This is a genomic window from Burkholderia sp. LK4, from assembly GCF_001043615.1.
Taxonomy (GTDB): Bacteria; Pseudomonadota; Gammaproteobacteria; order Burkholderiales; family Burkholderiaceae; genus Burkholderia; species Burkholderia cepacia.
This window is the reverse complement of record NZ_LDUL01000101.1, coordinates 14,400-32,890: the sequence shown is the minus strand read 5'-3', so window position 1 is coordinate 32,890 and position 18,491 is coordinate 14,400. Positions and strand designations below refer to the sequence as shown.

23 protein-coding genes, 1 tRNA gene and 1 pseudogene are annotated in these 18,491 nt (G+C 65.0%); 2 read left to right on the top strand and 23 right to left on the bottom strand.

Annotated features, from left to right (window positions below; all coding sequences use genetic code 11):
• Nucleotides 1–471 (bottom strand): annotated as a pseudogene (locus tag VK92_RS36070) (phage late control D family protein); the annotation flags it as partial.
• A 377-nt stretch (nucleotides 472–848) separates the two neighbouring features.
• Here VK92_RS36070 and VK92_RS42690 point away from each other — a divergent pair.
• Nucleotides 849–1,211 carry a hypothetical protein gene (locus VK92_RS42690; protein WP_021161841.1) on the top strand — a complete coding sequence of 121 codons (363 nt, stop codon included), beginning with the start codon at nucleotides 849–851 and terminating at the stop codon, nucleotides 1,209–1,211.
• A gap of 362 nt (nucleotides 1,212–1,573) precedes the next feature.
• On the opposite strand, the gene VK92_RS36060 is transcribed toward VK92_RS42690, so the two are convergent.
• The 7 genes from VK92_RS36060 to VK92_RS36030 form a co-directional block, all read right to left on the bottom strand.
• Nucleotides 1,574–1,649, bottom strand: a tRNA-Thr gene (locus tag VK92_RS36060).
• An 18-nt stretch (nucleotides 1,650–1,667) separates the two neighbouring features.
• Nucleotides 1,668–2,195 (bottom strand): ClpXP protease specificity-enhancing factor, encoded by a 528-nt coding sequence (locus VK92_RS36055; RefSeq protein WP_027788532.1) that lies wholly within the window; start codon nucleotides 2,193–2,195, stop codon nucleotides 1,668–1,670.
• Nucleotides 2,196–2,266: 71 nt separating this feature from the next.
• Nucleotides 2,267–2,878 carry a glutathione S-transferase N-terminal domain-containing protein gene (locus VK92_RS36050; RefSeq protein WP_006400565.1) on the bottom strand — a complete coding sequence of 204 codons (612 nt, stop codon included), beginning with the start codon at nucleotides 2,876–2,878 and terminating at the stop codon, nucleotides 2,267–2,269.
• Nucleotides 2,879–2,970: 92 nt separating this feature from the next.
• Nucleotides 2,971–3,729 (bottom strand): cytochrome c1, encoded by a 759-nt coding sequence (locus VK92_RS36045; RefSeq protein WP_048026510.1) that lies wholly within the window; start codon nucleotides 3,727–3,729, stop codon nucleotides 2,971–2,973.
• Nucleotides 3,730–3,750: 21 nt separating this feature from the next.
• A complete protein-coding gene (locus VK92_RS36040) occupies nucleotides 3,751–5,133 on the bottom strand; it encodes a cytochrome b (protein WP_091924937.1) in 1,383 nt (460 codons plus the stop codon).
• Nucleotides 5,130–5,750 (bottom strand): ubiquinol-cytochrome c reductase iron-sulfur subunit, encoded by a 621-nt coding sequence (gene petA / locus VK92_RS36035; RefSeq protein WP_011350741.1) that lies wholly within the window; start codon nucleotides 5,748–5,750, stop codon nucleotides 5,130–5,132. Before petA ends, VK92_RS36040 begins: the two co-directional genes overlap by 4 nt.
• Before the next feature lie 218 nt (nucleotides 5,751–5,968).
• On the bottom strand, nucleotides 5,969–6,715 hold the full coding sequence (locus VK92_RS36030) for a Nif3-like dinuclear metal center hexameric protein (RefSeq protein WP_048026516.1): 747 nt from the start codon (nucleotides 6,713–6,715) through the stop codon (nucleotides 5,969–5,971).
• Nucleotides 6,716–6,736: 21 nt separating this feature from the next.
• Between VK92_RS36030 and VK92_RS36025 the strand changes: the two genes are divergently transcribed.
• Nucleotides 6,737–7,942: a Do family serine endopeptidase gene (locus VK92_RS36025; protein WP_021161847.1), complete on the top strand. Its 1,206-nt coding sequence runs from the start codon at nucleotides 6,737–6,739 to the stop codon at nucleotides 7,940–7,942.
• 204 nt (nucleotides 7,943–8,146) lie between these two features.
• Here the strand turns inward: VK92_RS36025 and tatC are convergent, their stop codons facing one another.
• From tatC to hisG, 15 genes are all read right to left on the bottom strand, one after another.
• Nucleotides 8,147–8,935, bottom strand: coding sequence for a twin-arginine translocase subunit TatC (gene tatC, locus VK92_RS36020; protein ID WP_021161848.1), 789 nt, complete (start codon nucleotides 8,933–8,935; stop codon nucleotides 8,147–8,149).
• A 41-nt stretch (nucleotides 8,936–8,976) separates the two neighbouring features.
• The gene (gene tatB / locus VK92_RS36015; protein WP_048026517.1) at nucleotides 8,977–9,507 is read right to left on the bottom strand and encodes a Sec-independent protein translocase protein TatB; all 531 of its coding nucleotides are present in this window, start codon (nucleotides 9,505–9,507) and stop codon (nucleotides 8,977–8,979) included.
• Between the two features lie 26 nt (nucleotides 9,508–9,533).
• Nucleotides 9,534–9,764: a Sec-independent protein translocase subunit TatA gene (gene tatA / locus VK92_RS36010; RefSeq protein ID WP_021161850.1), complete on the bottom strand. Its 231-nt coding sequence runs from the start codon at nucleotides 9,762–9,764 to the stop codon at nucleotides 9,534–9,536.
• 93 nt (nucleotides 9,765–9,857) lie between these two features.
• Nucleotides 9,858–10,223 carry a histidine triad nucleotide-binding protein gene (locus VK92_RS36005; protein ID WP_021161851.1) on the bottom strand — a complete coding sequence of 122 codons (366 nt, stop codon included), beginning with the start codon at nucleotides 10,221–10,223 and terminating at the stop codon, nucleotides 9,858–9,860.
• A 31-nt stretch (nucleotides 10,224–10,254) separates the two neighbouring features.
• Nucleotides 10,255–10,647: a DUF4870 family protein gene (locus VK92_RS36000; protein WP_011350734.1), complete on the bottom strand. Its 393-nt coding sequence runs from the start codon at nucleotides 10,645–10,647 to the stop codon at nucleotides 10,255–10,257.
• A gap of 69 nt (nucleotides 10,648–10,716) precedes the next feature.
• The gene (locus VK92_RS35995) at nucleotides 10,717–11,082 is read right to left on the bottom strand and encodes a phosphoribosyl-ATP diphosphatase (protein WP_006485344.1); all 366 of its coding nucleotides are present in this window, start codon (nucleotides 11,080–11,082) and stop codon (nucleotides 10,717–10,719) included.
• The gene (hisI, locus tag VK92_RS35990; RefSeq protein WP_021161852.1) at nucleotides 11,079–11,495 is read right to left on the bottom strand and encodes a phosphoribosyl-AMP cyclohydrolase; all 417 of its coding nucleotides are present in this window, start codon (nucleotides 11,493–11,495) and stop codon (nucleotides 11,079–11,081) included. The genes VK92_RS35995 and hisI overlap by 4 nt, the downstream gene beginning before the upstream one ends.
• Nucleotides 11,495–12,268: an imidazole glycerol phosphate synthase subunit HisF gene (hisF, locus tag VK92_RS35985; RefSeq protein ID WP_011350732.1), complete on the bottom strand. Its 774-nt coding sequence runs from the start codon at nucleotides 12,266–12,268 to the stop codon at nucleotides 11,495–11,497. The genes hisI and hisF overlap by 1 nt, the downstream gene beginning before the upstream one ends.
• Nucleotides 12,269–12,374: 106 nt before the next feature.
• Nucleotides 12,375–13,130 carry a 1-(5-phosphoribosyl)-5-[(5-phosphoribosylamino)methylideneamino]imidazole-4-carboxamide isomerase gene (hisA, locus tag VK92_RS35980; RefSeq protein ID WP_021161854.1) on the bottom strand — a complete coding sequence of 252 codons (756 nt, stop codon included), beginning with the start codon at nucleotides 13,128–13,130 and terminating at the stop codon, nucleotides 12,375–12,377.
• A 163-nt stretch (nucleotides 13,131–13,293) separates the two neighbouring features.
• Nucleotides 13,294–13,935, bottom strand: a complete 642-nt coding sequence (gene hisH / locus VK92_RS35975; RefSeq protein ID WP_014898304.1) for an imidazole glycerol phosphate synthase subunit HisH — start codon at nucleotides 13,933–13,935, stop codon at nucleotides 13,294–13,296.
• A complete protein-coding gene (locus VK92_RS35970) occupies nucleotides 13,932–14,552 on the bottom strand; it encodes a MarC family protein (protein ID WP_021161856.1) in 621 nt (206 codons plus the stop codon). Before VK92_RS35970 ends, hisH begins: the two co-directional genes overlap by 4 nt.
• 66 nt (nucleotides 14,553–14,618) lie before the next feature.
• Nucleotides 14,619–15,206, bottom strand: a complete 588-nt coding sequence (gene hisB, locus VK92_RS35965) for an imidazoleglycerol-phosphate dehydratase HisB (RefSeq protein ID WP_011350728.1) — start codon at nucleotides 15,204–15,206, stop codon at nucleotides 14,619–14,621.
• A 65-nt stretch (nucleotides 15,207–15,271) separates the two neighbouring features.
• Nucleotides 15,272–16,345: a histidinol-phosphate transaminase gene (hisC, locus tag VK92_RS35960; protein ID WP_048026519.1), complete on the bottom strand. Its 1,074-nt coding sequence runs from the start codon at nucleotides 16,343–16,345 to the stop codon at nucleotides 15,272–15,274.
• A 145-nt stretch (nucleotides 16,346–16,490) separates the two neighbouring features.
• Nucleotides 16,491–17,807: a histidinol dehydrogenase gene (gene hisD / locus VK92_RS35955; protein ID WP_021161858.1), complete on the bottom strand. Its 1,317-nt coding sequence runs from the start codon at nucleotides 17,805–17,807 to the stop codon at nucleotides 16,491–16,493.
• Nucleotides 17,808–17,831: 24 nt separating this feature from the next.
• Entirely contained in the window at nucleotides 17,832–18,485 is a 654-nt protein-coding gene (gene hisG / locus VK92_RS35950) for an ATP phosphoribosyltransferase (RefSeq protein WP_027788540.1), read from the bottom strand.
• Nucleotides 18,486–18,491 lie beyond the last annotated feature (6 nt).

Below are 18,491 nucleotides of genomic sequence, written 5' to 3'. Positions count from 1 at the left end.
CGACAGGCGCGCCTGCTGGTCGAAGCGGATCTTGACCTGCTGGCCGATCAGGTCTTCCGGGCGCAGGTCGTGGCGATGGGACAGCAGGTCGAGGTGGATCTCGGGCAACCGGTTCACGTGCTCGTCGACGACAGCGGCGCTGACCAGCAGCACATCCGGGCCGAGCGGCGTATCGAGCGTCACGTAGCGGTTGAGCTGGGTCAGGCGCGCGGGGTTGGCGGCGCCGTTGATCGCCTCGGCGATCGCGCCGGGCGTCTTCTCCATCAGCGAGAAGCCGGTCTGCGCGAGCTGCATCGCGCGCTGGACGGTGTCGACGTGCCCGGCCAGCCCCGCGAGCGGGCCAAGCTGTCCGGCGACACTGGAAGCGAGCGAGCCGCCGAGGCCGCCCAATGCACTGCCAATCGACGTCAAGGCGCCCAGCGGGCTGCCGCCGAGCCCGGTCGGAGGACCGCCATTCGGAGCGAAACTCATTTTTTGTTCATTCCTTCTCAGGTTCTGCCCGGCGGGCCAGCAGGCCCGAGGCCCCGCTACTGTAGGAGAAAGTCCGACAAAACAAAAGACACTATCTGGCCCCTGATTTCATGGATGTACCGATCGGCTATGTGATCTGCGGCGGAATGATTTGTTGAAGTTCGATCTTTCCGCTCGCCCTCGCGGTGACCACACCGGTCATCGGTCCCGCCGCAGCACTCTCCATGTTTCGATATATAGAGCATTCGCAGTACTGGGAACAGACATCGAGACAATGCGACGGAAGCGCCTTGTATCCGGCTCCGTGAGCACGGTTAGTCGAATGGAGTTTCTGGCCAACGCCGCGCGCGACGAAATGGAGCGAACGAGCACCGGCTTTGCCTGCAATTTCCAGCGGCAAAGATTCGCTCGCTTGCCAGTATCTGCTGCGTCGATACTGGGATCGATTGACGGTCATGTGGTCGAGCCGCGGCGACGCCTATCCGAAAGCCCGAGAGCTATTCGAAGACGTTCTCCGGATGGTGCGCGAGGTCGTTGAAGTTGGCGGCAACGCGCAGTGGCGCGCAACGTCCACCAATACGTGGCCGGCGGATTGCGTCCCGATTCGCGCGACTTGGTTCGGTCGAATGGTTGAACCACCCGATGATCGGTTCGGGCTCCTGAATCGCTACGACTGCTGCCTGGCGAACTTCTGGAAACCAATGGCCAAGGCAACCGCGACCGGCAACTTCGCTTGGTGATACGAGGCCAAGCGGACGCCACTCACATCGGGGCCACTGACGGCGATGGCCGCGTCTATTTACTCCCGATCCCGCACTGGGCGAAGAGCGACTTGCTGACGTATCTACAGGCTCATCGCTTTGAGGTTTCTCGACAATACGACGACGGCATGGCGTCGCCCGACTGCCTGCTTGCACTGCACTAAACGGCGGCAAGCTGCGCTACCTACGCAACTTTCACCCTGAAGTGGCGCTGGAATAAGAACGACGGCTACACATCACGTAGCTGAACAAGCCTGTTCGCCAATGCAGATTGGAAATGCCGAGGGGGAATTGGAAACGCGAAGGGGCTACGCAAACATCGCGTAACCCCTTGTCAGATATGGTGCCGGCTGCAGGACTCGAACCCGCCACCTGATGATTACAAATCAACTGCTCTACCAGATGAGCTAAGCCGGCGTAGCGCGAGATTCTACCTCATTTCACGATCTTGAGGCGAGGTCTGTTGCCACCTTTCGAACCGTCGCCATCGCCGTCGGTTTTCGGTGGTTCGTCGGCGCCTTCGGAGGGTTCCTCGTTCGCGCCGCGGTCGGCAACCGGCGTCAACGCAGCAGGCGACTCGTCGCGCTGCGCGTCATCCGCCTGCGCGGCTTCTTCGTCGAACGCGCCCGAATCCTCGCCTTCGCCCGCAACCGCATCGACCTGGAACGCCATCCCCTGCCCGTTCTCGCGCGCATAGATTGCGAGCACGTTGGCAACCGGAATCTCGATCTTGTGCGCTTTCCCGGAGAACCGGGCCGTGAACTCGATCCACTCGTTGCCCATCTGCAACTGGCTCGTCGCCTCGAAGCTGATGTTGAGCACGATCTCGCCGTCACGCACGAACTGACGCGGCACGCGCGTCGAGTTGTCGACCCTCACCGCGATATGCGGTGTGTAACCGTTATCGGTGCACCACTCGTACAGCGCGCGCAGCAGATAAGGCTTCGTTGAAATCTCTTGCATCACAATCCTCGAACCCGGAGCGGGCGCGCGGCACGCCGCGCCGCCCTCCCCGTCTTGCCTTCATTGCATCATCAACGACGCATGACCTTTTCGGACGGCGTCAGTGCTTCGATATAGGCCGGACGGCTGAAGATCCGTTCGGCGTACTTCATCAGCGGCGCGGCGTTCTTCGACAGCTCGATGCCGTAGTGATCCAGACGCCACAGCAACGGCGCGATCGCGACGTCCAGCATCGAGAACTCTTCGCCGAGCATGTACTTGTTCTTCACGAAGATCGGCGCGAGCTGCGTCAGGCGATCGCGGATCGCGAGGCGAGCCTTCTCGTGATTCTTCTCCGCCGCCTTGCCCTTCTCGTTCTCGAGCGTGCTGACGTGGACGAACAGTTCCTTCTCGAAATTGAGCAGGAACAGGCGTGCACGTGCGCGCTGCACGGGGTCGGCCGGCATCAGTTGCGGGTGCGGGAAGCGCTCGTCGATGTACTCGTTGATGATGTTCGATTCGTACAGGATCAGGTCGCGCTCGACCAGGATCGGCACCTGACCGTACGGGTTCATCACCGAAATGTCTTCCGGCTTGTTGAACAGGTCGACGTCACGGATTTCGAAGTCCATGCCCTTCTCGAACAGCACCAGCCGGCAACGCTGGGAGAACGGGCAAGTTGTGCCGGAATACAGAACCATCATGTTTGCGTTTCCTCAAAAAAGCCGAGGGCCGGCACGCGGCGAACCTCCTTCCGGGGTCCACCTTGCGCCGGCCCCACGCCGGTCAGGCGTGATTACTTGATATCTTTCCAGTACGCGGCATTGAGCCGCCAGGCCAGGAAAGTCAGGACACCGAGAAAGATCAGCACCCACACGCCGAGGCGTTTGCGGGTCTGCTGAGCCGGCTCGGACATCCAGGTCATGTACGCCACCAGGTCGGCAACCGCAGCATCATAATCCACCGCGGACAGTGTCCCCGGCGTGACCTGCTGGAAGCCGACGAGCGTATGGACCTTCTCGCCCGTCTCCTCGTCCGTCTTGTCTTCGAATTTGGCGATGCGCTGCCCCTGCAGCTGCCACAGTACATGGGGCATGCCGACGTTCTCGAACACCGCGTTGTTCCAGCCGGTCGGCCGCGTATCGTCGCGGTAGAAGCTGCGCAGATACGTATACAGCCAGTCGCGGCCGCGCGCGCGCTCCTCGACCGACAGGTCGGGCGGCGAGGTGCCGAGCCAGTTCTTCGCGTCTTCAGGCCGCATCGCGACGGACATCGTGTTGCCGACCTTGTCGGTCGTGAACAGGAGATTCTTTTCGATCTCCTTCTGGGATATGCCCAGATCCGTCAGACGGTTGTAGCGCATCAGGTTCGCGCTGTGGCAGTTCAGGCAATAGTTTACAAACAATTGCGCGCCGTGCTGAAGCGAAACGAGATTTTCCGTGTTATCGGGCGCCCGGTCGAGCGGAAAATTACCTTCCGCCCGCACCGCCGGCGCCACCAGCAGCGCACACGCGGTCGCCCCGATCAGCGCGAGTGTCGAAAGCAGTTTCTTCATGTCGTTCTCTCCTCGCTCACGTTAATGGGGCTTGAAGCGCACCCGCTCCGGCGGCTGCTTGAACGTGCCAAGCGGCGTCCAGACGGGCATGCCGAGGAAGAACGCGAAGTAGATCAGCGCGCAACACTGCGCGATCAGCGTGGCCGCCGGCGATGGTGGCCGCGTGCCGAGGAATGCGAGGGTCAGGAACGCCGCGACGAAGATCCCGAGGAACACCTTGTGGAACAGCGGCCGGTAGCGGATCGACTTCACCGGGCTGCGGTCGAGCCACGGCAGGAAGAACAGCGTGATCACCGCCGAACCCATCACGACGACGCCCCAGAACTTCGACTCCGTCAGGTACATGAAGACGACGATCGCCGCGGCCAGCACCGGCAACCCGGCCTTCCACTTGCCGCGCGCGCGGATCAGCGCGAGCACGCCGAGCAGCGCGATGACGATCATCAGGACGATCTTGAACGGGTCGGTGGTCGCGCGCAGCATCGCGTAGAACGCGGTGAAGTACCAGACCGGCGCGATCTCGGGCGGCGTCTGCAACGGGTTCGCCGGGACGAAGTTGTTCGCCTCGAGGAAGTAGCCGCCCATCTCGGGCGAGAAGAACACGATCAGTGCGAACACCATCAGGAACACGCACACGCCGAGGAAATCGTGCACCGAGTAGTACGGGTGGAACGGGATGCCGTCGAGCGGAACGCCGTTCTCGTCCTTCTTCGCCTTGATCTCGATGCCGTCCGGGTTGTTCGACCCCACTTCGTGCAGCGCGACGAGGTGCGCGATCACGAGGCCGACCAGCACGAGCGGAATCGCGATCACGTGGAACGCGAAGAAGCGGTTCAGCGTGACGTCCGACACGACGTAGTCGCCGCGAATCCACAGCGACAGGTCGGGGCCGACGAACGGGATCGCCGAGAACAGGTTCACGATCACCTGCGCGCCCCAGAACGACATCTGGCCCCACGGCAGCAGGTAACCGAAGAACGCCTCGGCCATCAGGCACAGGAAGATCGCGCAGCCGAAGATCCACACGAGCTCGCGCGGCTTGCGGTACGACCCGTAAAGCAGCCCGCGGAACATGTGCAGGTAGACGACCACGAAGAACATCGACGCGCCCGTGGAGTGCATGTAGCGGATCAGCCAGCCCCACGGCACCTCGCGCATGATGTACTCGACCGACGCGAACGCGAGCGTCGAGTCGGGCTTGTAGTTCATCGTCAGGAAGATGCCGGTGACGATCTGGTTGACGAGCACCAGCAGCGCGAGGGAACCGAAGAAGTACCAGAAGTTGAAGTTCTTCGGCGCGTAGTACTCGGAAACGTGCTTTTTCCAGGTGGACGTGAGCGGGAAGCGCTGATCGATCCAGCCGGTGAGACCTGTCGTGGAGACTTCCTTGTTGTCGGCCATCACGCTTCTCCTTTCTCGTCCTTGCCGATCACGAGGGTCGTCGCCGATGTGAACATGTAGGGCGGGATGTCGAGATTCTGAGGCGCCGGCTTGTTCTTGAACACACGGCCGGCGAGGTCGTAGGTCGAACCGTGGCACGGGCAGAGGAAACCGCCCGGCCAGTCGTCCGGCAGGTTCGGCTGCGGACCCGGCGTGAAGCGCTGGCTTGGCGTGCAGCCGAGGTGCGTACACACGGCCATCACGACGAGAATGTTCTTGCGATCGGCCCGCGAGCGATATTCGTTCGCACAATACGCGGGCAACGGCATCGTATAGGGCTTTTCGGTGGTCGGATCGGCCACTTCCTTGTCGGCCTTGACCACGTCGGCAAGCATCGCGTCGGTGCGGTTCAGGATCCACACCGGCTTGCCGCGCCACGGCACGGTCACCATTTCACCGGGCTTCAGCCCGCTGATGTCGACCTCGACCGGTGCTCCGGCCGCTTTCGCTTTCGCGGACGGCGCAAGCGACGCCGCGAAAGGTATGACGGTGGCTACGCCTCCCACGCCACCTGCTACGGATGTCGCAATCAGCCAGGTACGGCGGCCGCTGTCGACGCGTTTCTCTTCCTTGTCTCGCATCACACGCCCCACTTCTGAGTTGGATTTTCCGTCACGACTTTCCATTCCGCCGCTAGTTTGCTCGAATGGAGTCGCCATTTACAAGGCCCGGAGATGAAAATCCCTTCGAAGTGATTGATAGTTAAGGGTTTTCCCCCACTATCGGAGCGATTAAATCATTTCGCTATTAAGCATCCGCTACATAGAGAAATTTCGATGCGCTGCCGCAAATCCGGCACTCAGACCGGGTTATGAATATCGATAAAAAGGTGTTCGATACCGAATTCTTCGGACAAGTGGGTGCCGAGTGCCTGGATTCCATAGCGTTCGGTGGCATGGTGCCCTGCCGCAACGAACGCGACGCCGCTCTCCGCGGCCGTGTGCGTCACGTGTTCGGACACCTCGCCGGTCAGGAACACGTCCGCGCCCGCATCGATCGCCGCGTCGAAATAGCTCTGCGCGGCGCCCGTGCACCATGCGATGCGCCGCAGCTGCATGTCCGGATCGCCGAGCACGAGCGGCGTGCGGCCGAGCGTGCGCTCGACCTTCGCGACGAAGTGCTCGAGCGAGACGGGCATCGGCAGCGTGGCCATCCAGCCGAGCTCGCCTTCGCCGAAACGCTGCTCGCCGATCAGCCCGAGCCGCTCGCCGAGCTGCGCGTTGTTGCCGAATTCGGGATGCGCGTCGAGCGGCAGGTGGAACGCGAACAGGTTCAGGTCGTTCGCGAGCAGCAGCTTCAGGCGCTGATACTTGCGGCCCGTGATCTGCGGCGGCTCGTTGCGCCAGAAATAGCCGTGATGGACAAGCACGGCATCCGCACCCCATTCGAGCGCGGCTTCAAGAAACGCGACCGACGCCGTCACGCCGGTGGCGATCTTCTCGATCTTGCGACGCCCCTCGACCTGCAGGCCGTTCGGGCAATAGTCCTTGAAGCGCGCGGTTTCAAGGGTATTGTTCAAGTACAATTCAAGTTCGATCCGATCCATATAAACCTCTAATCCATTCAGATGCTTAGACGCTTCTGGCTGTTCTTCGCGCAGGCGGTTACCGTGCTGCTCGCGCTGATGTTCATCGTCGTGACGCTCAAGCCGCAATGGCTGCAACGGCAAGGACAGCTCGGCAAGCAGCTCGCCACGCCGATCGTTGCGTTGCGGGAAGTCGCGCCGGGCATCGGCGGCGCGCCGGCGACCACGTCGTACGCGGAAGCCGCGCAGAAGGCGATGCCGGCCGTCGTCAACGTCTTCTCCAGCAAGGACGGCTCGCTGCCGCCCGATCCGCGCGCGAAAGATCCGCTGTTCCGCTACTTCTTCGGCGACCGCAACGCCCGCAAGCAGCAGGACGAACCTGCCGCCAACCTCGGCTCGGGCGTTATCGTGAGCCCTGAAGGTTACATTCTAACGAACCAGCACGTCGTGGATGGCGCCGACCAGATCGAGGTCGCGCTCGCCGACGGGCGCACGGCCACCGCGAAGGTGATCGGCAGCGATCCCGAAACCGACCTCGCCGTGCTGAAGATCAACATGACGAACCTGCCGACGATCACGCTCGGCCGCTCCGACCAGTCGCGGGTCGGCGACGTCGTGCTCGCGATCGGCAACCCGTTCGGCGTCGGCCAGACCGTCACGATGGGGATCATCAGCGCACTGGGCCGCAACCACCTCGGCATCAACACGTTCGAGAACTTCATCCAGACCGACGCGCCGATCAACCCCGGCAACTCGGGCGGCGCACTGGTCGACGTGAACGGCAACCTGCTCGGCATCAACACCGCGATCTACTCGCGCTCGGGCGGCTCGCTCGGCATCGGTTTCGCGATTCCCGTGTCGACCGCGCGCACGGTGCTCGAAAGCATCATCACGACGGGCTCGGTCACGCGCGGCTGGATCGGCGTCGAGCCGCAGGACGTCACGCCGGAGATCGCCGAATCGTTCGGGCTTCAGCAGAAATCGGGCGCGATCGTCGCCGGCGTGCTGCAGGGCGGCCCAGCCGACAAGGCCGGCATCAAGCCGGGCGATATCCTGGTCTCGGTCAACGGCGAGGACATCACCGACACGACGAAGCTGTTGAACACGGTCGCGCAGATCAAGCCGGGCACGCCGACCAAGGTGCACGTCGTCCGCAAGGGCAAGGAGTTCGACATGAACGTCGTGATCGGCAAGCGCCCGCCGCCGCCGAAGCAGACGCTCGACGAGCAGGACAGCGATACCGAATGACGTCGGGCGGGCGGCACACAGCCGCGTGCCGAACTCCGCCGGAAACGCAAAAGGGCAGCCTCCTGGCTGCCCTTTTGCTTTGCATCGAACGACCTTCGTTGCCGGGACGCTGGCCTCGCCGCACGCGCTCCGGCCGGCCATGCGACCCGGCCGCTCAGGCCTGGCCGGAAACCCGCCTGCCGTGCATCGCCCGGCGCGCCGCCATCAGCTGGCGGCTTCGCCGTTCCCCGCCTCGCCTTCCTCGGCCGGCTTCTTCGGCACGAAGAACCGCGCGGCCAGCAGCCCGATCTCGAACAGCACGATGAGCGGCAACGCGAGCATCAGTTGCGAGAATACGTCCGGCGGCGTGACGACCGCCGCGACGATGAACGCGCCGACGATCACGTACGGCCGCATCTCCTTGAGCTTCTTCAGCGACAGCACGCCCATCCGGACGAGCAGCACGACGACGATCGGCACCTCGAACGTGACCCCGAACGCGATGAACATCCCGAGCACGAAGCTCAGGTAGTTGTCGATGTCGGTGGTCATTTCCGCCCCGAGCGGCGCGTTGTAGTGCGCCATCACGCGGAAGATCGTCGGGAACACGAGGAAGTACGCGAATGCCATCCCGCACAGGAACAGGAAGTAGCTGCTGCCGACGAGCGGCGCGACGAGCTTTTTCTCGTGCTGGTACAGCCCCGGCGCGACGAACGCCCAGATCTGGTACAGCACGATCGGCAGCGCGATCACCAGTGCGACGAGCATCGTGACCTTCATCGGCACGAAGAACGAGCCGGTGACGTCGGTGACGATCATCTTGCCGTCTTTCGGCAGGTTCTCCATCAGCGGCCGCGCAAGCAGCCGGAAGATGTCGGGCGCCCAGTAGACGAGCCCGAGGAACACGACGATCACGGCCGCCCCCGCGCGAATGATGCGATCGCGAAGCTCGACGAGATGGGAAATGAAAGTTTCTTCCGGGGCGTCGCCCGGGTTCTGCTGGGGGTCGCTCACACCGGCCCTCGGTAGGATTGACGAGCGAGCATGCGCTCGGCTCAGAAGAAGCGCGTCGGCCGGCGCAGGCTGGCCGGCTGGTGGCGCGCGACGCGCGCGGCGCCCGACTGCACGTGCGTGCGGCGGGTGGTCGCGCGCTTGTACCAGACAGGCGCAGCCGCCTGCTTGACGCGCCAGTTGCGGCGCTTGGGCGCGAGCGCGGCCGTACTGCCGCGCCACGACGGCGCCGCGGGCGTGTCGGAATCATGGGACCCGGCGCTGCCCGACGCTTCGTCAAGGCCGCCAACCGCGGAATGCCACGTGTCGTTCAGTTCCTTTTCGTGCTCGCGCAGGTTGTCGTGAATCGTCGTCTCGACATTGCGCGCGGCCGATTCGAAATCGGTCTTCATCGTCCGCAGCGCGTCGAGTTCGATTTCGCGCGAGACCTCGGCCTTCACGTCGTTGATGTACCGCTGCGCGCGGCCGAACAATGCGCCTGCCGTACGCGCGACGCGCGGCAGGCGCTCGGGGCCGAGCACCACGAGCGCGACGACGCCGATCAGCGCCATCTTCGAAAGACCGAGATCCAGCATCGCGAATGCCTGTCAGCGTGCCGGCGTTACGCCTTGTTCGAATCGGAACGCGTCGTTTCCTTCGCGTTGACGTCGACCGAGCCCGAGCGCGGCAGTTGCTGTGCGTCAGCCGGTGCTTCACCGTCCTTCATACCGTCCTTGAAACCCTTCACGGCGCTGCCGAGATCGTTGCCGATATTGCGCAGCTTCTTCGTACCGAAAACCAGCGCGACGATCAGCAGCACGATCAGCCAGTGCCAAATGCTCAATCCACCCATGATGAAACCTCTCCTCAACCACGCCGCTACGCGGCGCAAATCGCCGGCAACGTGCCGGCTTCGACTATCGATGCGGGGAAACGCCCCGCGCCGTCAACCCATCCGCTGCCAGGGGCGCGGGCCGGCCAGGATATGCGCGTGCAGGTGGTAGACCTCCTGCCCGCCGCCCGGGCCTGTATTGATCACAGTACGGAAACCGGTTTCGCCACCCGTATAGGCGACGCCGAGCTGGCCGGCAAGACGCGAGACGAGCAGCATCAGCCGGCCGAGCATCGGCGCATCGGCCTCGCTCGCCGCCGACAGCGTCGGCAGGTGCTGGCGCGGAATCACGAGCACGTGCGTCTCGGCCGCCGGGCGGATGTCGCGGAACGCGACGAATTCGTCATCCTCGTGCACCTTCGTGCTCGGGATCTCGCCTGCCGCGATCTTGCAGAACAGGCAATTCGGATCGTGACTCATGTTGCTCCTGCAGACGCCCGAGCGCGGCCGGTCAGAACCAGGCCTGCGGATCGAGCGGCTTGTTGTCGTTCAGGTACAGCCAACCCTTGATGATACGGTACAGCGTCCAGATCCATGTGACAAACATCACTGCGAATCCGATCACCACGAACATCAGCGCGAACCCGATCACGTACGCGATCAGCGCGCGCCAGAACGTGCGGATCTGCCACTCGAAGTGGGCGGCATACGGCGTGCCGGCCACATCGTCGCGCTTCACGTAGTTGATGATGATCGCGATGATGCCCGTGACGCCACCCGTGAGCCAATGAAACGCGTAGAGGCCGTAGAGCACGTGAGTCAACGTGCGCAGCCCGTTCAGGCGTTCGGCGTCCGCGGCCCCCGGCACCGACGGCGGCGGAAACTGACTTGGCGTATCGGTCATGATGCTACCCCCGTTAGATGACAATTCTTACAGCTTACCGCACTGTGGCCATCCCGCGACAAGGGTCCGTCACCCGCCGTTTTCCTCGCGCTCACGACGCTTGCGCAGGGCCTTCTCCTCGATCCCCGACAGCCCTTCGCGGCGCTCGAGCTCGGCGATCACGTCGGCCGGGCTCAGGTCGAAATGCGACAGCATCACGAGGCAGTGGAACCACAGGTCGGCCACCTCGCCGACCAGCGCGGTCGGCGCGCCGCCCTGGCGCACGTCCTTCGCGGCCAGCACGACTTCCGTCGCCTCTTCGCCGATCTTCTTCAGCACCGCGTCGTCGCCCTTGTGGAACAGGCGCGATACGTACGATTGATCGGGGTCGCCGCCCTTGCGGCTATCGATCACGGCCGCGAGGCGCAGCAGCGTGTCTTCGGTCGATTGCGTCATTTGTAGATGTGTTCGGGATCTTTCAGCACCGGCTCGACCGCGACCCAGTCGCCGCTGTCGACGGTGCCTTCGAATTTCTGGAAGAAGCACGAATGCCGGCCGGTGTGGCACGCGATGCCCGACACCTGCTCGACCTTCAGCAGCACGACGTCCTCGTCGCAATCGAGCCGCACTTCGTGCACGTGCTGCACGTGGCCCGACTCCTCGCCCTTGAACCACAGGCGCTTGCGCGAACGCGAATAGTAGACCGCGCGGTGCGTCTCGATCGTCTTCGCGAGCGCCTCGCGGTTCATCCACGCGAACATCAGCACGTCGTTCGTCGACGCCTCCTGCGCGATCACCGGCACGAGGCCGTTGTCGTCCCAGCGGACCTTGTCGAGCCACGCGGGCAATGCATTCGTTTCCGTATTCATCACAGCCTCACCGGAATGCCCTGGTCGGCCATGAAGCGCTTCGCCTCGCCGACCGTGTGCTCGCCGTAGTGGAAGATGCTCGCGGCCAGCACCGCATCGGCGCGGCCGTCCTTGATGCCGTCGGCCAGGTGCTGCAGCGAGCCGACACCGCCCGACGCGATCACCGGCACCGGCACCGCGTCCGACACGCCGCGCGTGAGCGCGAGGTCGAAGCCCGACTTGGTGCCGTCGCGATCCATGCTCGTGAGCAGGATCTCGCCCGCGCCGAGCTCGGCCATCTTGCGCGCCCATTCGATCGCGTCGAGGCCCGTGTTCTTGCGGCCGCCGTGCGTGAAGACTTCCCAGCGCGGCGTCTCGCCGTCGGCCGACACGCGCTTCGCGTCGATCGCGACGACGATGCACTGCGAGCCGTACTTGTCGGCCGCATCGCGCACGAGCTGCGGATTCGCGACCGCCGACGAATTCATGCTGACCTTGTCCGCGCCCGCGTTCAGCAGGCGCCGCACGTCCTCGACGGCGCGCACGCCGCCGCCGACGGTCAGCGGAATGAACACCTGCGACGCCACGGCTTCGATGATCGGCAGGATCAGGTCGCGCTGGTCGGACGTCGCGGTGATGTCGAGGAACGTCAATTCGTCGGCGCCCTGGTCGTCGTAGCGGCGGGCGATCTCGACGGGGTCGCCGGCATCGCGCAGTTCGACGAAGTTGACGCCCTTGACGACACGCCCGGCAGTCACGTCCAGGCAGGGGATGATGCGTTTAGCTAGAGCCATGATGTTGCGCCAAATGCCGCGATGGGACGGCCGGTTGCGGAAAGCCTCGCGCGAGGCTTCCGGTGGGGCCGCCTGCTGGCAGCCCCGGCGAGCGGGACAACCGCGCTTACGCGTTGTCGAGTTCGCCGTTCAGTTCGTCCGCGCGCTTTTGCGCGGCCGCGAAATCGAGATCGCCGGAGTAGATCGCACGGCCGCAGATCACGCCCTCGACGCCGTGCTCTTCCACTTCGCACAGATTCTCGATGTCCGTGAGGTTCGACAGGCCGCCGCTGGCAATCACCGGGATGCCGACCGCCTGCGCGAGCTTCACGGTCGCCTCGATGTTGATGCCCTGCAGCATCCCGTCGCGGCCGATGTCCGTGTAGACGATCGATTCGACGCCGTAGTCCTCGAACTTCTTCGCGAGATCGACCACTTCGTGGCCCGTGAGCTTGCTCCAGCCGTCGGTCGCGACCTTGCCGTCCTTCGCGTCCAGCCCGACGATGATGTTGCCCGCGAACGCGGTGCACGCATCCTGCAGGAAACCCGGATCCTTCACGGCCGCGGTGCCGATGATCACGTAGGACAGGCCCGCGTCGAGATACTTCTCGATCGTCTCGAGGCTGCGGATGCCGCCGCCGAGCTGTACGGGGATTTCATCGCCGACTTCGTCGAGGATCGCTTCGATCGCCTCGAGATTCTTCGGCTTGCCGGCGAATGCGCCGTTCAGGTCGACCAGATGGAGCCGCCGGGCGCCGAGATCGACCCACTTGCGGGCCATCGCCGCCGGGTCCTCGGAGAAAATCGTGGCCTGGTCCATGTCGCCCTGTTTGAGGCGCACACACTGACCGTCTTTGAGATCGATGGCCGGAATCAGCAACATAGCAATCGGGTGTCGTCGTGGAAGAAGAAAAGAATCCGGCGCGTACCGGCCAATCCGGTACCGCGCCGTCTCGCTAGTTTAGTACAACTCTTTCGGCGCTTAGGCGCGCGAGCCCCGTAAGACGGGCCTCTGCGGCCCGCCGACTGTGGCACGCACGCGACGTTCACGGCTTCCAGTGTACGAAGTTGCGATACAGACGCAACCCGACCTCCGCGCTTTTCTCGGGGTGGAATTGGGTCGCGAAGAGGTTGTCCCGCGCGACCGCGGACGTAAACGGCGCGCCGTAGGCCGTTTCGCCGACCGTATGCGCCGGGTTGTCCGGCGTCACGTAGTAGCTGTGCACGAAGTAGAAATACGCGTCGTCGGGCACGCCGTCCCACAGCGGATGCGGCTGCGACTGGCGCACGCGGTTCCAGCCCATCTGCGGCACCTTGAAGCGCGAGCCGTCGTCCTGCAGGCGGCCGTCGAGTTCGAAACGCACGACCTTGCCGGGCAACAGGCCGAGGCCCTTCGTGTCGCCTTCCGCGCTCCAGTCGAACAGCATCTGCTCGCCGACGCACACGCCGAGCAGCGGCTTCGTGCGCGAGGCCTCGATCACGGCCTCCTGCAGGCCCGACTCGCCGAGACAGCGCATGCAGTCGGGCATCGCGCCCTGGCCGGGCAGCACGACACGGTCGGCCGCACGGATCGCGGCCGGCGTGTCGACGATCGCCACGTCGGCGGCGGGTTCGGCCTTCTTGAGCGCCTGCGCGACCGAGCGCAGGTTGCCCATCCCATAATCCACAATCGCAATCGAAGTTTTCATCTCAGTGCAGGCAGTAGCGCCCTCAGTCCATTGACGATGAATTCCACCGCCAGCGCCGACAGCATCAGACCCATCAACCGCGTGGCGATGTTGATGCCCGTGCGGCCGATCCAGTTCGCGATCGGCTCGGCGAGCCGCATCGCGACGAAACACAGAAAAGCCAGGACCGCGCCGATCGCGACCAGCCCGGCCCGTTCATACCAGTGACGCGAGTTCGCCGCGTAGATGATGACCGTGCTGATCGAGCCGGGGCCCGTGAGCAGCGGAATCGCCAGCGGCACGACCGCGATGTTGTCCTTCAGCTCGGCCTCGTGGCGCTCCTCCGGGGTCGATCGCGTGTTGCCGATCTGCGCGTTCAGCATGTTGATCGCCATCAGCAGCATGATGATCCCGCCGCCCACCTCGAGCGACCCGACCGAAATGCCGAAGAAGTCGATGATCTGCTGCCCGAGCAGCGCCGTCACCGTCATCACGCAGAACACCGACACCGACGCGATCCGGATCGTACGCCGCCGCTCGAGGTCCGTCTGCTGCGCCGTCAGGCTCAGGAAGAACGGCACCGCGCCGATCGGGTTGATCAGCGCCAGCAGCGAAATGAACGATTTGAGCAGATCCATCGCAAGCCGGCGCCGCGCGCCGAAGCCGTGAGGTTGTCCTAGACGCTCCGTCCGGTCAGTTCAGGTTCAGAGGCTGCCCTTCGTCGACGGGATCTGCCCCGCCGCACGCTCGTCCAGCTCCACCGCCGCGCGCAGCGCACGGCCGAAGGCCTTGAACACGGTCTCGAGCTGATGGTGCGCGTTGATCCCGCGCAGGTTGTCGATGTGCAGCGTGACGCCCGCGTGGTTCACGAAACCGCGGAAGAACTCGATCGACAGGTCGACGTCGAACGTGCCGATCCGCGCACGCGTGAACGGCACGTGGAATTCGAGGCCCGGCCGGCCGGAGAAGTCGATCACGACGCGCGACAGCGCCTCGTCGAGCGGCACGTACGAATGGCCGTAGCGACGGATGCCCTTGCGGTCGCCGATCGCCTTCGCGACGGCCTGCCCGAGCGTGATGCCGACATCCTCGACCGTGTGGTGGTCGTCGATATGCGTATCGCCATGCGCTTCAACCTCGAGATCGACCAGACCGTGTCGAGCGATCTGGTCGAGCATATGGTCGAGGAACGGCACGCCGGTAGCCAGCTTCTGCTGGCCCGTGCCGTCGAGATTGAGCTTCACACGGATCTGCGTTTCGCTGGTATTGCGAACGACTTCCGCCACACGCATGGCAATTCCTTGACTGAGTCGATGTAAATGGGGATTGATCGTTTCGCGCCGCGGCGCCCGCAGGCTCAATCGGGCAGCGCGAGTTTCAAAGCGGCCAGCAGGCGCGCGTTTTCGTCGGGAGAACCGACGGTGAGCCGCACGCATTCAGCCAGCAACGGATGCATTTTACTCACGTTTTTGACCAAAACCCGCTCGGTGAGCAGCGCGTCGAACACGGCGGCCGCGTCCGGCACCCGCACCAGCAGGAAATTGCCGGCGCTCGGGAACACCGTCGCGCCCGGCAGCGCGGCCACGGCCTGCGCGAGACGCGCGCGTTCCGCCCGCAGATCGGCCGCCTGCGCGTCGAGCACGCCGAGGTGGTCGAGCAGGAAATCGGCGGTCGCCTGGGTCAGCACGTTGATGTTGTACGGCGGGCGCACCTTGTCGAATTCGGTCAGCCAGGCGGGCGAACCGACCAGATAACCGAGGCGGATGCCCGCGAGGCCGAGCTTCGACACCGTGCGCATCACGACGACGTTGTCGAATTCGGCGGCGCGCGGCAGCCACGAGCGCCCGGCGAACGGCTGGTACGCCTCGTCGATCACGATCAGGCTGTGCCGCGCGGCCGCGACGATCCGTTCGATGTCGGCATCGTCGTACAGCGTGCCGGTCGGGTTGTTCGGATAGGCGAGATAGACGAGCGCCGGACGATGCTCGGCGATCGCCGCGAGCATCGCGTCGACGTCGAGCGTCAGGTCGGCCTTCAGCGGCACGCCGACGAATTCGAGCTGCGCGAGCTTGGCGGACAGTTCGTACATCACGAAGCCCGGCACCGGCGCGAGCACCTTCGCGCCCGGCTTCGCGCAGGCCACCGACATCATGCTGATGATTTCGTCCGAGCCGTTGCCGAGCAGCACGTCGCAGGCGGCCGGCACGCCCATCGCGTGGCGCAGCTTGTCGATCAGCGCGGCCGGGCGCGGCGCCGGGTAGCGGTTCAGCGCGACCTGCGCGAGACGCTCGCCGAGCGCCGCGGCGAGCGGTTCGGGCAGCGGGTACGGGTTCTCCATCGCGTCGAGCTTCACGAATCCGCTCGCGTCCGGCACCGGATAGCTCGTCATCGCGAGCACGTCGCGGCGAATGATGTCTTGTGGCGTCGTCATGATCTCAAGCCGGCGTGCGTCGCGCCGGCGTCAAATGATCGGCAGGGCGGAGGCCGCCGCCCTGCACAGGTGTCTCCAGCCCCGGCCTTCGGGGTGCGGGCCGGGCGGCACATCCGCGCCTGCCCCGGCCCCGCGCTGCGTGCGCTCAGTTCTTCATCCGGAATTCGGCGCTCTTCGCGTGCGCCTGCAGCCCCTCGCCATACGCGAGTTCGGATGCGATCTCGCCGAGCGTCTGCGCGCCTTCGGCGCTCACCTCGATCAGGCTCGAGCGCTTGATGAAGTCGTACACGCCGAGCGGCGACGAGAAACGGGCGGTGCGCGACGTCGGCAGCACGTGGTTCGGGCCTGCGCAGTAGTCGCCGAGGCTCTCGCTCGTGTAGCGGCCGAGGAAGATCGCGCCCGCATGGCGGATCTGCTGGCCCCATTGCTGCGGCTCCAGCGCGGAAATTTCCAGGTGCTCGGGCGCGATGTCGTTCGCGATCCGGCAGGCTTCGGCCATGTCGCGCACCTTGATCAGCGCGCCGCGGCCTTCGAGCGACGCGCGGATCACGTCCTGGCGCGGCATCGACGGCAGCAGCTCGTTGATCGCCTTCTCGACGCGCTCGAGGAACGCGCCGTCCGGACACAGCAGGATCGACTGCGCGAGCTCGTCGTGCTCGGCCTGCGAGAAGAGATCCATCGCGACCCAGTTCGGGTCGGTCGTGCCGTCGCACAGCACGAGGATTTCCGACGGCCCGGCGATCATGTCGATGCCGACCGTACCGAACACGCGGCGCTTCGCCGACGCGACGTACGCATTGCCGGGGCCGCAGATCTTGTCGACGGCCGGCACCGTCGCCGTGCCGTACGCGAGCGCGCCAACCGCCTGCGCGCCGCCGATCGTGAACACGCGATCGACGCCGCCGAGCAGCGCCGCGGCGAGCACGAGGTCGTTCTTCACGCCGTCCGGCGTCGGCACGACCATCACGATCTCGCCGACGCCCGCGACGCGCGCGGGAATCGCGTTCATCAGCACCGACGACGGATACGCCGCCTTGCCGCCCGGCACGTACAGGCCGACGCGGTCGAGCGGCGTGATCTTCTGGCCGAGCACCGTGCCGTCGCTTTCCGTGTACTGCCAGCTATGCGTGCCGCACTCGATCTTCTGCTTCTCGTGGTACGCGCGCACCCGCGCGGCCGCCGCTTCCAGCGCCGCGCGCGCCTTCGGCGCGAGGCCGTCGAGCGCCGTCTGCAGCGCGTCCTGCGGCAGCTCCAGCGCGGCGACGCTGTTCGCGCTCAGCCGGTCGAAGCGGTTCGTGTATTCGAGCACCGCGGCGTCGCCGCGCGACTTCACGTCGGCGAGGATCTGCGCGACCGATTGCTCGATCGCCGCGTCTTCGCTTGCCTCGAATGCGAGCAGCGCGCGCAGCTCGGCGCCGAAGCCTTCGCTCGTCGAATCGAGCTTGCGGATGGTGATGGACATGGGAGTTCCGTTACGGTGATGCGCTCAACCGCCATTCTGCGACGCGCGTTCGAACGCGTCGAGGATCGGCTTGAGTGCCGTGCGCTTCAACTTCAGCGCAGCCTGGTTCACGACGAGGCGCGACGAGATCGCCATGATCTCCTCGACCTCGACCAGATTGTTCGCCTTCAGCGTGCCGCCCGAGCTGACGAGGTCGACGATCGCGTCGGCCAGCCCCACCAGCGGCGCGAGCTCCATCGAGCCGTACAGCTTGATCAGGTCGACGTGCACGCCCTTCGCGGCAAAGTGTTCGCGCGCCGTTTCGACGTACTTCGTCGCGACGCGCAGCCGCGCGCCCTGGCGCACGGCGCTCGCGTAATCGAAGCCGGCCGATACGGCCACCGACATCCGGCAGCGCGCAATATTCAGGTCGATCGGCTGGTACAGGCCCGAGCCGCCGTGCTCGACCAGCACGTCCTTGCCGGCCACGCCGAAATCGGCCGCGCCGTATTCGACATAGGTCGGCACGTCGCTCGCGCGCACGATGATCACGCGCAGGTCCGGGTTCGTCGTCGGCAGGATCAGCTTGCGCGACGTTTCCGGATCCTCCGTCACCTGCACGCCGGCGGCGGCGAGCAGCGGCAGGGTTTCCTCGAAAATCCGGCCCTTCGACAACGCAAGGGTCAACGGCGGGGTCAGCGGCGC